The organism is Nonomuraea sp. NPDC059007, assembly GCF_042740555.1.
Taxonomy (GTDB): domain Bacteria; phylum Actinomycetota; class Actinomycetes; order Streptosporangiales; family Streptosporangiaceae; genus Nonomuraea.
In genome coordinates this window covers 56,529-71,110 of record NZ_JBHYJD010000004.1, presented here as the reverse complement: position 1 = coordinate 71,110, position 14,582 = coordinate 56,529, and the positions used below count along the sequence as shown (strand labels likewise).

The following is a 14,582-nucleotide window of genomic DNA, read 5'->3' as shown; positions in this document are numbered from 1 at the left end:
CGCTCCGGGCGTCACCGCTTCGGGCGCCAGCCCGGTGTCGCTCCGCCCGCTTCGCCTCCGGCGTCACGGCCCGGCCCTGCCTCCGGCGTCAGCCCGGGCGTCGCCGCCCGGCCTCGCCTCCGGCGTCGCTCCGCCTGGCTTCGCCTCCGGCCTGGGCTCCAGGCCTGGGCCCCGGCCTGACCGCCCGGCGTCACCGCCCGGCTTCGCCCCGGGCGTCACGGCCCGGCCTTGCCTCCGGCGTCACGGCCTGGCCTCGCCTCCGCCCGGAACCTTCGCCCTGCGTCACCGCTTCGGGCGCCAGCCCCGGTGTCGCTCCGCCTGGCGTCACCGCCCGGCGTGGCCTCCGGCCTCGCCGCCCGGCTTCGCCTTCGGCGTCACCCCCGGCTTCGCCGCCCGCCATCGCCGCCTGGCCTTGCCTCCGGCCTCACCCTGGGGGTCACCGCCTGGCCTCGCCTCCGGCGTCACCGCTTCCGGCGCCACCCCCGGCGTCGCTCCACCCGGCCTTGCCCCCGGCGTCACCCCGGGCCGGACCGCCTGGCGTCACGGCCCGGCGTCACCCGGGGCGTCACCCCCGGCTTTGCCTTTGGGTTCAGCCTGGCCAGGGGTCGGTGAGGGCGGTGAGTAGGGCCTGGGTGGCGGGTGGGTAGGGCGGGTCGCCGTAGGTGGCGGCGAAGACGTGGCGGGTTGAGCCGGGGATCTCGGCCACCTCCACCGCCGCGCTGCGGTGGGCGCTCAGGGCCAGGCCGGGTAGCACCGTCAGGCCCATTCCGGCCGCCACCAGCGCCTGCACGGCCACGATGTCGTCGCTGGTGAAGGAGATGCGCGGCTCGAAGCCCGCCTTGGCGCAGATGTCGAGCAGGTGGCTGCGGCAGCGGTCGCAGCCCGCGATCCACATGGAGTCGGCGTGCTCGGCCAGCGGGCCCGGGGGTTCGGGGGAGGGGGAGACCAAATAGCTCGGGTCGTCCAGCAGGTGCAGCATCCGGAGGCCGGTGTCCTCGGGGGCGGTGTCGTCGTAGCGGAACATGACCGCAACGTCCACCCGTCCGGCGCGGAGCAGGCGCAGGGCCTCGGGCGGCTCGGTTTCGATCAGGCTCAGCTGGAGCCCGGGGTATTCGGCCGACAGGCGGCGGACCGCTCTGGGCACGAAGGTGCCGAGGGCGGAGGGGAAGGCGGCCAGCCGTACGCGGCCGGAGCGCAGGCCCACGTGGGCGGCGAGTTCCTCCGCGGTGGCGTCCAGCCGGGTGATGATCTCGGCGGCGCGTTCGGCGAGCAGGTGCCCGGCCTCGGTGAGGCGGATGCCGCGCCCGACGCGCTGGATGAGCTGGGCGCCGGTCTCGGCTTCCAGGCGGGCCAGGTGGTGGCTGACCGAGGGCTGCGAGTAGTGCAGTTCCTTGGCGGCGGCGGTGACGGAGCCCTTGCGGGCCACGGCGACCAGGACCCGTAGCCGGGTGACATCAAGCATGTCTATGAATATCCCCAAATACTTCTGTTGGACCTATGAATCTCATTAGAGCACTGTAGAAGGGGAAGGCGGAATAACACCATTCCCTAGGGGGAAACCATGGAAATCATGCTGGCCAGGCCCGGACTCGATCAGCTCGTGTCCGGAGTCAGGGACATCGTGGCCAAGGACCTTTCGCCGAGAGACACCGCCTTCGCCGTAGCGGACTTCCTGCGGCTGAACCTTCCGGGGCTCGACGTGCTCACCGACGAGGAGCGCGCGGGGGACCCTGAGACCTACCGCTCCTTCCCGCTGCACACGCAGGAGGAGTTCTCCGTCGTGGCCGTCGTGTGGCGGCCCGGCCAGCAGACGCGCATCCACGACCATGTGTCCTGGTGTACGTTCGGCATCCTCAGTGGCGTGGAGTACGAGACGCTTTATCGGGACATGGGCGACCACCTGGTGGAGATCGGCCGGGCCGCCAACCAGCCGGGCGAGGTCAGCGGCTTCGCGCCGCCCGGCGACATCCACAAGGTCGAGAACACCAGCGACGAGATCGGCGTCTCCCTCCACGTCTACGGGGCCGACGTGGGCAGGCTCGGCTCCAGCGTCCGCCGCTACTACGACCTGCCGATCCGCTAGCGGAAAGACCCGAAGGGCCGCCCAGCACACCCGGGCGGCCCTTCGCCGTTTCAGTAAGCGGCTATTGACATCCTCCGACGTGTGGGACTACTAAATGCATTTAGTTCCCTACGTCCAACCCAGGGGTGCCATGGCCAGCGAGACACCTCCGACGATTGCCGACGTTGCGCGCCTGGCCGGCGTGTCGAAGGGCGCCGTGTCCCTGGCGCTCAACGACAAGCCGGGCGTCAGCGACGAGACCCGGCGCCGCATCAAGCAGGCCGCCCAGGACCTCAACTGGCGTCCCAGCATCCACGCGCGGGCGATGCTGAGCTCACGGGCGTTCGCGGTCGGGCTCGTGCTCGCCCGCGACACCCGGCACCTGGCCGTCGATCCGTTCTTCGCCGGCTTCCTCGGCGGGGTCGAGACCGTGTTGCAGGGCAGCGGGTCGGTGCTGGTGCTGCAGGTCGTGGGCGAGGACGAGGAGGTCGAGGCCGCCGCCTACCGGCGGCTGGTCACCGAGCGCCGCATCGACGGCGCGTTCCTGCTCGACATCCGCGACGGCGACCAGCGCCCCGCGCTCCTCGGCGAGCTCGGGCTGCCCACCGTCGCGGTCGGTCCCGCCGGCGCCGACTACGGGGACATGCCCGCGGTGGGCGTGCGCGACGGCGACGGCATCGCCGCCGCGGTCGGCCATCTCGTACGGCTAGGCCACCGCGACATCGCCTTCGTCGAGGGCGCCCCCGCCTACAGGCACTCCACCTCCCGCCTGCACGCCTGGCGCCGGGCCATGGAGGGTCACGGGCTGCCCGCCGTACTGCGGGATGCCGGGCATTTCACCGGCGACGGCGGGGCGGCGGCGACCAGGCGGCTGCTCGAACACGGACCCACCGCGATCGTCTACGCCAGCGACCTGATGGCCATCGCCGGCATGTCCGTGGTCAGGGAGAAGGGCCTGGACGTGCCCGGCGACATCTCCATCACCGGCTTCGACGACAACCCCGAGGCGGCGCACCTGCACCCGCCGCTGACCACCGTCCGCCAGGACCCGATCGGCATCGGCGCGATCGCCGCCGAACTGCTCCTGGCCAGGATCGACGGCCGGCCGGCCGATCCCGACCCCCCTTCGCCCGAGCTGATCGTGCGGGCCTCCACCGCGCCACCGCGGGTCACCCCCTAACACCGAAGGAACCCCATGTCAGAACCCCGTCACCTGTCCCGGCGCGGCTTCCTCGCCGGCGCCCTCGCCACCTCGGCCCTGGCCGCCTGCGGGACCTCCAAGAAGAGCGGCAAAGGCGCCGCTGAGCTGACCCACTGGGACCAGATGGTCAGCCAGGAGCCCTGGATCAAGAAGGAGATCGAGCTCTTCCAGGCCGCCCGCCCCGACATCGTGGTCAAGCGCGCCCAGCAGGCCAGCGGCGACCTGGAGAAGCTGCTCGACCTGGCCTGGCGCGGCGGCAACGCGCCGGACGTCTTCAAGGTGCCCACCGACAGGCTCGACGACTACGTGGAGGAGGGCCGCGTGCTGGCCCTCGACAAGTACGCGACGCTGGAGTGGCAGAAGACCTTCCCCGCCTACTCGTTCGTGGAGGGCGTCAACGCCATCAACGGCAAGGTGTACGGCGCGCCGTTCGACGGCGAGGCTCCCTGGGTGCAGCTCTACGTCAACAACAAGGTGTTCAAGGACGCCGGTCTGGTCGAGGCGGACGGCACCGTCAAGATCCCGAAGACGTGGGACGAGGTGACGCTGTTCGCCGAGCAGATCGTCAAGAAGGGCAACGGGAGCGTCCACGGGATCGGGTTCGGCAACAGCGCGTTCGCGATGATCCCGTGGTGGACGGAGCTGTTCACGGCGGGTGCCGGGTACCCGGGTTCGATGCCGCCCGGTTTCCCCGGCGGGCTCGACCCGCGTACCGGGAAGTTCACCCGGAGCACCGACCGGGTGGTCAGCGACTTCCTCACGTTGTTCCTGGAGTGGAAGACCAAGGGCTTCGTCGTGCCGAACGCGCTCAGCGTGGACGACGAGATCTCCCGCCAGCACTTCGCCCGCGGCAAGTTCGGCATGATCGTCGGCGGCGTCTGGAACCAGCCCGGCTGGACGGAGCTCGGTTTCACCGACTACTCGGTGACCACCTTGATCACGCCGGAGGCGCGGCAGAAGAGCTTCTTCTACCACGGACCCGGCAAGTACAGCCTGGCCATCTCCGCCTCCACCAAGAACCCGGACCAGGCGTGGGAGTGGTTCAAGTGGTACCACGGCCTCGACGCCGGCAGCAGGTGGGTTCAGGAGCTCAAGGGCGGGCTGTCCTCGCACCCCGAGGCCAACGACCCCAGCAAGATCGACTTCGCGCCCTTCGCCGCCTACGTCGGCATGGCCAAGCTCATCCTGCCCGGCCCCAGCCCGGCCCTGCGCAACCCGGCCACCGCCAACGTCGTACCCAAGAAGATCACCCCGGACTTCGACGCCATCACCACGGGCCTCTACACCGGGCAGATCAAGGACCTGGCCGGAGCGCTCGCCAAGCTCGCCGAAGAGCAGGAGCGCGTCTTCACCGAGGCGCTGGACAAGGCCAGGAAGAAGGGCCACAAGGTGAGCCTGGACGACTACGTGTTCGCCGACTGGGATCTCACCAAGCCCTACAAGTGGGACATCCCCGAGTACATCGGCGCCAAGTAGGAATGGCGACGGCACAGCTCACCCGGGTGAGCGCCCCCACTCCCACCACCCAGCGCCCCGGCCCCGTCCGCCGCCACGGCTGGACCTACGTCTACCTCGCCCCGTTCGCGATCCTGACCGCGGTCTTCGTGATCTACCCGATCTTCGCCTCGCTCGGCTACACCCTGTACGAGTGGGACGGGCTCGGCGATCCCACCGACTTCATCGGGCTGCGGAACTTCGCCGACGTGGCGGCCGACGAGTTCTTCTGGAGCTCCTTCCGGCACGCCGCCCTGTACACGCTGGTGCTCGTACCGGTGCAACTCGTGCTCGCGCTGGCCCTGGCCCTCGTGCTCAACAACCCCAAGCTGCGCGGCTCCACCTTCTACCGGGCCGTCTACTTCCTGCCCGCGGTCACGTCGGTGGCCATCGTCGGCATCGTGCTCAAGCTCATGCTGTCGAACTTCAGCGACGTGCTCAGCCGGCCGCTGATGGCGGTGGGCCTGACCGACCAGCCGCTCGACTTCCTCGGCGACCCCGGCACCGCGCTCTGGGCGGTGATCGTCATCGGCATCTGGAACACGCTCGGCTACAACATGGTCTACTTCCTGGCCGGGCTCCAGACCATCCCCAAGGAGCAGTACGAGGCGGCGCAGATCGACGGGGCGGGGAAGATCGCCCAGTTCGTGCATGTGACCGTGCCCGGCCTGCGCGGCGTCGGCGTGGTCATCGTCTTCCTCGCCATCATCGGCAGCCTCCAGGTGTTCGACCTGGTGATGGTGCTGACCGGCGGCGGGCCGTACTTCGCGACCGAGGTCGTGAACACCTACATCTACCACCAGGCCTTCGGCGGCAGCATCGGCAGCGGCGGCTCGGCGGAACCCAACGTCGGCTACGCCTCGGCGGCCTCGTTCTTCTTCGGGATCATCCTGCTCGTGCTCACGCTGGGACAGATGTGGGCCATCAAGGTCATGCGGGCACGGAAGGCGGCGCGCGCATGAAGGTGACACGGCACATCCTGCTGCTGGGCTTCGGCCTCGCCTACGTCTACCCGTTCCTGTGGGCGCTCGGCAGCTCGCTGAAGACGCCCATGGACTTTCTCGACGGCGGCCTCAGCCTGATCCCGGCGGAGATGCGGTGGGAGAACTACGCCAAGGCCTGGGACCAGGCCAGCTTCGGCACGTACTTCGTCAACACGCTCGTGATCTCGCTCGTCACGGTGGCCTTCACGCTGCTGCTGACCGCGATGGCCGGCTACGCGCTGGCCCGGCACACCTTCCCCGGCCGCAAGACCCTGCTGTTCGTCATCGGCGCGACGTTCCTGCTGCCGCACGGCTACACAATCATCCCGGTCTTCGACATCGTGAAGGCCCTGGGGTTGCTGGACACCATCTGGTCGGTGATCCTCGTGCAGGTCGGCGGCGGGCTGGTGTTCGGCACGTTCATGTTCATGGCGTACTTCCAGGCGATGCCCAAGGAGCTGGAGGAGGCGGCCCGGGTGGACGGCGCCGGCTACAACACGCTGTTCTTCCGGGTGATCCTGCCGCTGTCGCGGCCGATGGCGGCGACGCTGGGGTTGTTCACGTTCATCGGCTCGTGGAACAACTTCTTCCTGCCGCTGGTGTTCACCCTGGGCAAGCCGGAGCTCCGCACGCTCGGGGTGGGCCTGTACGCCTTCACCAGCCAGACCTCCACCAACTGGACCCTGCTCTGCGCGGCCGCCATCATCTCCCTCGCGCCCATCGTCGTGGTGTTCGTCGTCGCCCAGCGCTACGTGGTCGACGCCATCGCGGGCGCGGTGAAGGCGTGACCTCTCCTTCCATCCCGTACGGCAAGCCGCCCCCACGCCACCCGCCGTCGCGGGCGGGCGCCGATCGTGGGGGTCGCTTCTCACGTCGGACGAACGCACCACCGCGACGGCCCACGAAAGGGCGTCAGAAGTTGCTCACCACCGCGGTGAACACCTGGTCGATGCTCCCCGGTTTGCGGGAGTCGTAGGCGGCCGCGTTCGTGGCCTCGGAGATCTGCCTGAGCACCCCGAGGTCGGCGTCCTTGCCGTAGGCGATGGTGAACAGGCGGACCGTCTCCGCGCCCTGCTCCGTCTTCAGCTTGGGCAGCAGGTTTTTCAGGGAGATGCTCTTCTTGTCCTCGTTCTGGCCGTCGGTGAGGAAGACGACGGCGTTGATGGTGTCCTGGCTCTGGGTCTCGGACACCTGCCGGTGGGCGGCGAGCGCGGTGTCGTACAGGCCGGTGCCGCCCTCGGGGACCAGGCCCTCGATGCGCCGCTCGATCTCGTCGCGGTGCTCGGGGGTCATGGGTGCGATCTCGGCCAGGCGCAGGTGGTCCTTTTTACCGTCGCGTTTCAGGGAGAACATCCAGAGCCCCACCCGGTCGGCGGGGCCGAACTGGGGAAGCGTCTTCACGGCCGCCTGCTGGGCCAGTTCGAGCTTGCTCTTGCCGGTCTTGGGCGCCGGCGCGCCCATCGAGCCGGAGGTGTCGATGACGAGCAGCACGTTGGCGGGCTTGCGGAGCTCGGCCCAGCTCCGGAGCACCTTGTCGAGCACGTCCGGCGCGGGCGGCTTGAGCTCGGTGGCAGGCTGGCCGGGCAGCAGGCCGTTGGCCTCGGTGATCAGCTTGCCCGGGGCCCCGTCGTGGCCGCGGAAGGCGTACTCGGCGAAGCGGGCCTGTTGTTCGGGCGCCTGTAGATATTTCACGAAGTCGGCGGCGGCCTGGGCTTTCGCCGGGTTGAGCAGGGCGAAGGGGTTGTCGGAGAAGAGCGTGCCCTCCTTCGGGTAAATGGCCACCAGCGGGACCTTCGGCTTGGCGTGCTTGCCCAGCGTCTTCGGGTCGCCGGTCGGGTTGCCCTGGTTGTAGTCCCACACCGACTTCTCCTCGACGGTCACCGCCGAGATGTAGGTCAGGCCGGCGCCGGCGTCGTCGGCGCGCCGCAGGTTCGACAGGAACGTGAGCGTGGTGTCGCCGTAGTGCACGATCGAACGTTCCATCGCCTGGACGAACCTGCGCGTCCCGGCGTCGGCCACGTGCTTCTCGGTGAGGTCGCCGGACCGGCCGGTCGCGGCGAAGTAGGCGCCCACGGTCGCGTTCAGGCCGGAGGTGGAGAAGTTCGGGTTGGTCTTGCCGAGGCGGAAGCTGCCCCACTCCGGACGGCCGTACTTGGCCCAGCCCTGCCCGGACAGTTCGAGGATGTCGGACCAGCCGAGCGCCTTGGCCGGCCAGCCCAGGACCTCGGCCATGGGCCGCGGCATCGCGATGACCAGCGGTGTCCTGGCGATCGACGGGTTGTCGGCGGCGACCGGCGAGGGCTTGCCGGCGGCGGCCGCGCGCTGGCGCAGTAGCGTCAGCCAGCTGCTGCTCGCCGGTGACCACACGTCGGGGCGGGGGCCGTCGAGGCGCTTGTCCCAGGTGGTGGCCAGCGCGGTGAGCGCGCTGCCGCTGGTCTTGGTGACGACGACCACGTCGGTGCACGAACCGCCGGAGCCGCGCCGGTTGTAGGCGGCGGCCATCCTTTCGAGCAGCTCGGCCTTCTCCGGCGAGGCGAGGACCCTGAGCTTGGCGCCGCCGCCGTCGTCGCAGGCGTACTGCCGGTCCGGTCGCTGGGCGGCGTCCGTCCCGACCCCGACGAAGATCACCCGTAGTGCCACGACGAGCCCACCGGCCAGGACGGCCACGACGACGAAGCGCGCCAACCGGCGCCTGCGCCGCTGAGTCGGTGTGTACACCCCAGCCTCCCCGTGTCGCTACCTGTCCGACGAATGAGAACCCCGCGGAGTTGCAGCGCGCTTTCGTGGGTGTACGCTGAAATTTGTACTGACTGGTCAGTTCAAGAGGTGAGTGTCGTGATTGTCGCCAGCGGGTTGGCGGTGGACGGGGTGTTTCCCGAGGTCACGTTCGAGTCCGGAAAAGGGACTCTGACGGTGGTCGCGGGACCGGCGGGCAGCGGGCGGACGAGCCTGCTGCTCACGCTGGCCGGGCGCATGAAGCCGACGGGGGGCACGCTCAGCGTCGCCGGGCACACCCGGCCGCGCGCCATCCGCAAGGCCGCCGCGCTGGCGCTGGTCGACGGGGTGACCGACCTCGACCGTTCGCTCACCGTCCGGGAGCACCTGCGTGAGCGGCGGCGCAAGCCGTACACCCAAGCCTTGAAGAGGGCGGGCGTGGTCGCGGACGAGCGCGCGCTCACCCGCGAGCTCGACCGCGAGCAGCGTGTACGGCTGGGCCTGGCTCTTGCCCTTCTCGACGAGCCCCACGTGATCGTCGCCGACAACGTGGACCTCGGGCTGCCCGACGACCGGCGGCTCGCGGTCTGGCAGGCCCTGCGGGACCTGGCCGCGGCCGGGCACACCGTGGTGGCCTCGGCGGTCGAAGCCCCCGCCCGCGTCGACACCCTGGTGGAGCTGTCATGAAGGCGATGTTGCGCTCCCGGCTGACCAGGGCGGCGCTGGCGGCCGTGGTGGTGCTGCCGCTGCTGTACGCGGGCCTGTACCTGTGGTCGTTCTGGGACCCGCAGGGCAACCTCGACCGGGTGCCGGTGGCGCTGGTCATGGAGGACCTGCCGGCCACCGTGGACGGCAAGACCGTAGACGCCGGCAAGGAACTGGCCGACGAGCTGGCCGATCGCGAGGTCTTCGACTGGCGCCGCACGACCGCTCAGGAGGCGGCCGACGGCGTCAACGACGGCAGCTTCTACCTGTCGCTGACGATCCCGCGCGACTTCAGCGCCAACCTCGCCTCGCCCTCCGACGACAAGGGCACGCCGTCTCCCGCCCAGCTCGGGCTGCGGGTGGACACCGGGCGCAGCTACATCGTCGGCACCATCTCCGACGCGGTCTTCAACGAGGTGCGCTCGGCCGCCGCGCGCACCGCCGTACGCGACTACTTCGACAAGGTCTTCGTCTCCATCGGCGACATCCACGACAAGACCACCGAGGCCGCCGACGGCGCGGGCGAGCTGCGCGACGGCACGGTCAAGGCCGGTGACGGCGTCTCCCGGCTCAACACCGGCCTCGGCAGCGCCGAGGACGGTGCCAAGCGGCTCTCGGTGGGACTCAACAGCGCCAACACCGCCACCGGCAAGCTCCAGAACGGCTCCGCCAAGGTCACCCAGGGCATCGGCAAGGCCACGGACGCGATGGGCAAGCTCAAGAAGGGCCTGGACGAGCTGGGCGACGGCGCGGGGAAACTGGCCGGCGGCAACCGGCAGGCGTACGAGCGGGTGCACGCGCAACGTGGCACGGTCAACCAGCTCGCCGACAAGTACGTGCCGGTACTCAACGAGTACGGGCCCAGGGTGGCCGAGTCGGCCAACGCGGTCGCCGACGCCGCCGACCAGCTCGCCGACGGTCTGGAAGGGCTGGCCGGGCGCGCCGGCGGCAACGCCCAGGAGGCCGCCTCCCAGGCGCGGGCCGCCCTCGACCTGCTGGACGGCGAGTCCGACCCGCAGCTGCGCGGCCTGCTCAGGAGCACGGCGAACGCGGCGGAGCGCGCCGCCGAACAGGCGGGCCAGCTCCAGGAACGCCTCGGCGGCACCTCGACCCTGCCCGAACGCGCCCGCGAGCTGGCCGGGAACGCGCGCAAGATCGCCGGCCTGGCTCCCGAACTCGGCCCCAAGCTCGACCAGGTCAGGGAGCAGGTCAACGCGCTCGACGCGGGCCTGGCCAAGCTGGCCGACGGCGCGGCGAAGCTGGACACGGGCGCCGCCAAGGCCGGGCAGGGCGTCACCAAACTGCACGCCGCCGCCACCAAGCTCCAGGACGGATCCCAGCAGGTCACCGACGGGATCGGCAAGCTCGGCGGCGGGCTGGTCAAGCTCGGAGACGGCGCCACCCAGCTGCACTCGGGCGTCGGCAAGCTGCACGACGGCGCGGGCAAGGTCGACGACGGCATGACCAAGCTGACCAAGGGCTCGCAGGACCTCGCCGACGGTCTCGGCGACGGCGCCGAGAAGATCCCCGACTACTCGGAGCAGCAGCGCGAGTCCCGGACCGACGTCATGAGCGACCCGGTACGGCTGGCCAAGACGGTCGACAACGAGGTGCCGAACTACGGCACCGGATTCGCCCCGTTCTTCCTGCCCCTGGCGCTGTGGGTGGGCGCGATGATCGCGTTCATGGTGCTGAAGCCGCTCAACCAGCGGCTGCTGGCCGGCGCCTCGGGCCCGGCGCGGATCGTCCTGGCCGGCTGGCTGCCCGCCCTCGCGCTGGGCGCGGCCCAGGTGGGCGTGCTGCTGGCCGTGCTGAGGTTCGCCCTCGGCCTGGAGGCGGCGCACTGGGCGGGCGTGGCCGGGCTGTTGCTGCTGACCGCGGCGGCGTTCATGGCGATCGTCCAGGCGGTCAACGCGCTGCTCGGCGCGCCCGGCCGGGTGGCGGCGCTGGCGCTGCTCATGCTGCAGCTGACCTCGGCGGCGGGCACGTACCCGATCGAGACCTCGCCCGGGTTCTTCCAGACGATCTCGCCGTGGCTGCCGATGAGCTGGGTGGTCTCGGCGCTGCGCCGGCTCATCAGCGGCGGTGACCTGACCGTGGTGTGGCAGGCTTGCGGGGTGTTGTCAGCCTTCCTCCTGCTCGCGCTCGCGCTGACCGCGCTCGCCGTGGAGCGCAGCCGCGTCTGGTCCGTGAAGCGCCTGCACCCGGAGCTGTCGCTGTGAGTCGCGCCGACACCCGCATGAAGGTGTTCGGCGCGGCCGTCGCGCTGATCGCCGAGCAGGGCTACTCGGCCACGACGGTCGACGCGATCGCCGAGCGCGCCGGGGTGGCCAAGGGCACCGTGTTCTACAACTTCGGCAGCAAGGAAGGGCTGTTCGGCGCCCTGCTGGAGCACTCGATCGGCAAGCTGGCCGAGGCGCTGTCGGAGGCGGCGGTGGGCGCGAGCGCGCTGGAGCGCCTGGACGCGGTGGTGCTCGGGCAGCTGCGCTTCTTCGAGCAGTACGGCCCGTTCGCCCGGGTCCTGCTGGCCGAGATGTGGCGTACCGCCTGGCAGGAGGCCGTGGCCCAGCTACGCGCGCGGGCGCTCGGCGTCTACGCCGAGGTGCTGCGCCAGGCGGCCGACGGCGGCGAGGTCCGCGCCGACCTCGACGTGGAGACGGCGGCCACGGCCATCTTCGGCATGGTGTTGACGGTCTCGATCGAACGCCGGGTCATGCACCCTGAACGCCCCCTGGAAGAGACGCACGCGACGCTCGTCGAGCTCCTGCACGGCAGGGTCCGCTAACCGGGACGTGTAATATCCCGGTTATGCGGATCGGTGAAGGGGTGGAGTGGGGGCTGCACTGCTGCCTCACGCTCGCGTGGCTCGGTGAGCAGCCGGTGTCGACGGCCAAGTTCGCGACGTTGTTCGAGCTGCCGCCGGCGTACCTGAAGAAGAGGCTGCAGGCGCTGGTCAGGGCGGGCGTCCTCACCTCCGCGCCGGGGGCCAGGGGCGGTTTCCTGCTGGCCAGGGCGCCCGAGCGGATCACGCTGATGGACGTCGTGACCGCGCTGGAAGGGCCGGACGAGGCGTTCCGCTGCACCGAGATCCGGCAGCGCGGGGTGGAGCCGTCCCCGGAGTTCGCCCGGCCGTGCGGGGTGGCCACCGCCATGCGCAGGGCGGAGCTGGCCTGGCGGCGGGAGCTGGCCGGGCAGACCGTGGCCGACCTCGTGGCCACGGCGCCGCGGGGCGCGGCGGCCCGGATGCGTCAGCGGTTCGCACGTCTGTAGTTCTTTTGTGAGGAGAATGGGGATGTCTACTATCCCGATTAGAAGCTGGGTGCTGGCATTCGGGACGTTCGCGGTCGGGACCGACGCCTTCGTGGTGGCCGGGTTCCTGCCGGAGATGGCCGCCGACCTCGGGGTGTCCGAGGCGGCGGCGGGGCAGTCGGTGACGGTGTTCGCCGTCGCCTACGCGCTGGGCTCGCCGGTGCTGGCCACGCTGACCGCCCGGGTGCCGCGGCGCAGGCTGCTGGTCGCCGCGCTCGTCGTGCTCGGGCTGGCGAACCTGGGGTCGGCGCTGGCGTCCGATCTGGGCGTGCTGATGGTGACGCGGGTGGTGGCCGCGCTGGGCGCCGCCGCGTACACGCCGAACGCGGGCGCCGCGGCGGCCGCCCTGTCCGCGCCGCGACACCGGGCGCGGGCGTTGAGCGTGGTCGTGGGCGGGCTGACGATCGCCACGGCGCTCGGCGTGCCGCTGGGCAGCCTGGCCGCGCAGCAGCTCAGCTGGCGCGGCGCGCTCGCGCTGGTGGCCGTGCTCGCGCTGGCCGCCGCGCCCGCGGTCCGCGCCGTGCTGCCCGAGTTGCCCGGCAACCCGCGCGTGCCGCTGGGCGAGCGGCTGGCGGTGCTGCGCCACCCCGCCGTCGTGCGCGTGCTGCCGCTGACCGTGCTGGGGATGGGGGCGGCGTACACGGCCTACGCCTACAGCGTCCCCGCGCTGGCGGGCGTCGGGGTGGGGGCGATCGGGCCGATGCTCTTCCTGTACGGAGCGGGCGCCGTGGCGGGCAACCTGCTGTCCGGCTACGCCACCGACCGGTGGGGCGCCCGCCATGTCCTGGCCGCCGGATACACGGTCATGGCGCTCACCATGGCCGCCCTGGCCTGGCTGGCCGCCTCGGGCGTGCGGCTGCCGGTGCTGGTGGGCGTCCTGATGGCGGCGTGGGGCGCGAGCAGCTGGTGCCAGACCCCGCCGCAGCAGCACCGCCTCATCACGGCCGCGCCCGCGGAGGCCGCACTTCTGGTCTCCCTGAACTCCTCGGCGATCTACTCCGGCATCGGGCTCGGCACCGTACTCGGCGGCCTGGCCCTCAGCGCTGGAACCCTCTGGATGTACGGCGCCGCCGCCCTGCTCGCCACCCTCTCCCTGGCCTACACGGCCCGGCACGCCGACAGGGGGACGCCGTGAATCAGCGCGAAGGTCGTCATGTCAGCGCTCCCAACAGCATCTGGACGAAGACCAGGTTCGTCACCACGTGGATGAACACCGGCACCCACAGGTTGCGGTAGCGCGACCACAGGTAGCCGGTCAGCAGGCCGAACACCCCCTGGAAGGCGATGATCGTGGCGATGCCGAGCAGCGGGTTGTCGGGCTTGATCCGGGAGGTGTGCATGAACGCGAACAACAACGAGGAGGCCATGATCGCCGGCCACCTGCCGTACAGCACCTCCAGGCGGGTCTGCAGCCACGCCCGGTAGAAGAACTCCTCCAGCACGCTCGCCGTCAGCAGCGTGAGCAGGGACAGCACCACGAGCGTGACCATGTCCGGCAGCTCGCCGTGCGGCGGCGGCGCCAGCGGCCCGATCTGCGACAGCACGAACCAGGCCACCACGGCGGGCAGCGGCGCCAGCCACGTCACCGGCCTCGGGATCGCCCTGGCCTTGGGCTCGCCGCCCCGGATCAGCCGGAAGGCCACGAGCGGGATGGCCAGCAGGAAGACGACCTTCGCGGCGTGGTAGAGCAGCCCCTGGGCGAACGGCGCGGCGATCGCCATGAGAACGGCGGCGCCCACCAGAACCTGCGTCTCCCTGACCAGCCGGGCACGGGGCAACTCCCGCAGGGGCAGCGGCGGCTCGCTCTTGGGTGACACCAGCATCGCCAGCACGATCGCGGCCAGCGCGGGCACGAAGGCGGACCACAGGGAGATGCCGGGCGCGCCGGAGCCGGACGACGGAACGATCTCGGTGTGGCCGGTCAGCACCAGCCAGCCGTACGCCAGGACGAAAAGGGCGCCGCCCGCCACTGCGAAGGCGAGGCGAGAACGTGACGTCTGGGACACCGTGGAGCGCATGGGGACCATCATCGCGGGATTCGGTCAGCCTGACAGTCCCCCAAAAGCAGGATGCCCTAGCCTGCTGGTGATGATCTCCGACTGAAAGGTGTCAC

At 70.9% G+C, this 14,582-nt stretch carries 13 protein-coding genes; 10 read left to right on the top strand and 3 right to left on the bottom strand.

Features of this window, described 5'->3' with window-relative positions:
- Nucleotides 1–589 precede the first annotated feature (589 nt).
- Nucleotides 590–1,462 (bottom strand): LysR family transcriptional regulator, encoded by an 873-nt coding sequence (locus tag ACFWY5_RS07690; RefSeq protein ID WP_379621942.1) that lies wholly within the window; start codon nucleotides 1,460–1,462, stop codon nucleotides 590–592.
- Nucleotides 1,463–1,561: 99 nt separating this feature from the next.
- On the opposite strand from ACFWY5_RS07690, the gene ACFWY5_RS07685 reads away from it, so the two are divergent.
- The 5 genes from ACFWY5_RS07685 to ACFWY5_RS07665 all read left to right on the top strand — a co-directional run bounded on the left by ACFWY5_RS07685 (nucleotide 1,562) and on the right by ACFWY5_RS07665 (nucleotide 6,528).
- Nucleotides 1,562–2,083, top strand: coding sequence for a cysteine dioxygenase (locus ACFWY5_RS07685; RefSeq protein WP_379630854.1), 522 nt, complete (start codon nucleotides 1,562–1,564; stop codon nucleotides 2,081–2,083).
- A gap of 130 nt (nucleotides 2,084–2,213) precedes the next feature.
- Nucleotides 2,214–3,242 carry a LacI family DNA-binding transcriptional regulator gene (locus tag ACFWY5_RS07680; RefSeq protein WP_379621938.1) on the top strand — a complete coding sequence of 343 codons (1,029 nt, stop codon included), beginning with the start codon at nucleotides 2,214–2,216 and terminating at the stop codon, nucleotides 3,240–3,242.
- 15 nt (nucleotides 3,243–3,257) lie between these two features.
- On the top strand, nucleotides 3,258–4,739 hold the full coding sequence (locus tag ACFWY5_RS07675; protein WP_379630853.1) for an ABC transporter substrate-binding protein: 1,482 nt from the start codon (nucleotides 3,258–3,260) through the stop codon (nucleotides 4,737–4,739).
- A gap of 2 nt (nucleotides 4,740–4,741) precedes the next feature.
- On the top strand, nucleotides 4,742–5,719 hold the full coding sequence (locus ACFWY5_RS07670) for a carbohydrate ABC transporter permease (protein ID WP_379630852.1): 978 nt from the start codon (nucleotides 4,742–4,744) through the stop codon (nucleotides 5,717–5,719).
- Nucleotides 5,716–6,528 carry a carbohydrate ABC transporter permease gene (locus ACFWY5_RS07665; RefSeq protein ID WP_379621932.1) on the top strand — a complete coding sequence of 271 codons (813 nt, stop codon included), beginning with the start codon at nucleotides 5,716–5,718 and terminating at the stop codon, nucleotides 6,526–6,528. Before ACFWY5_RS07670 ends, ACFWY5_RS07665 begins: the two co-directional genes overlap by 4 nt.
- A gap of 124 nt (nucleotides 6,529–6,652) precedes the next feature.
- Here the strand turns inward: ACFWY5_RS07665 and ACFWY5_RS07660 are convergent, their stop codons facing one another.
- Entirely contained in the window at nucleotides 6,653–8,458 is a 1,806-nt protein-coding gene (locus ACFWY5_RS07660; protein ID WP_379630851.1) for a substrate-binding domain-containing protein, read from the bottom strand.
- Between the two features lie 117 nt (nucleotides 8,459–8,575).
- Here ACFWY5_RS07660 and ACFWY5_RS07655 point away from each other — a divergent pair, with 117 nt between their 5' ends.
- From ACFWY5_RS07655 to ACFWY5_RS07635, 5 genes are read left to right on the top strand one after another with little or no spacing between them, the layout of a single operon-like run.
- Nucleotides 8,576–9,142 (top strand): ATP-binding cassette domain-containing protein, encoded by a 567-nt coding sequence (locus tag ACFWY5_RS07655; RefSeq protein ID WP_379621928.1) that lies wholly within the window; start codon nucleotides 8,576–8,578, stop codon nucleotides 9,140–9,142.
- On the top strand, nucleotides 9,139–11,382 hold the full coding sequence (locus ACFWY5_RS07650) for a YhgE/Pip family protein (protein WP_379630850.1): 2,244 nt from the start codon (nucleotides 9,139–9,141) through the stop codon (nucleotides 11,380–11,382). The genes ACFWY5_RS07655 and ACFWY5_RS07650 overlap by 4 nt, the downstream gene beginning before the upstream one ends.
- On the top strand, nucleotides 11,379–11,945 hold the full coding sequence (locus tag ACFWY5_RS07645) for a TetR/AcrR family transcriptional regulator (RefSeq protein WP_379621924.1): 567 nt from the start codon (nucleotides 11,379–11,381) through the stop codon (nucleotides 11,943–11,945). Before ACFWY5_RS07650 ends, ACFWY5_RS07645 begins: the two co-directional genes overlap by 4 nt.
- Nucleotides 11,946–11,968: 23 nt before the next feature.
- Nucleotides 11,969–12,430 (top strand): RrF2 family transcriptional regulator, encoded by a 462-nt coding sequence (locus ACFWY5_RS07640; protein WP_379621922.1) that lies wholly within the window; start codon nucleotides 11,969–11,971, stop codon nucleotides 12,428–12,430.
- Between the two features lie 22 nt (nucleotides 12,431–12,452).
- Nucleotides 12,453–13,604: an MFS transporter gene (locus tag ACFWY5_RS07635; RefSeq protein WP_379630849.1), complete on the top strand. Its 1,152-nt coding sequence runs from the start codon at nucleotides 12,453–12,455 to the stop codon at nucleotides 13,602–13,604.
- 16 nt (nucleotides 13,605–13,620) lie between these two features.
- Here ACFWY5_RS07635 and ACFWY5_RS07630 read toward each other — a convergent pair whose 3' ends face one another.
- Nucleotides 13,621–14,487, bottom strand: coding sequence for a CPBP family intramembrane glutamic endopeptidase (locus ACFWY5_RS07630; protein WP_379621918.1), 867 nt, complete (start codon nucleotides 14,485–14,487; stop codon nucleotides 13,621–13,623).
- Nucleotides 14,488–14,582 lie beyond the last annotated feature (95 nt).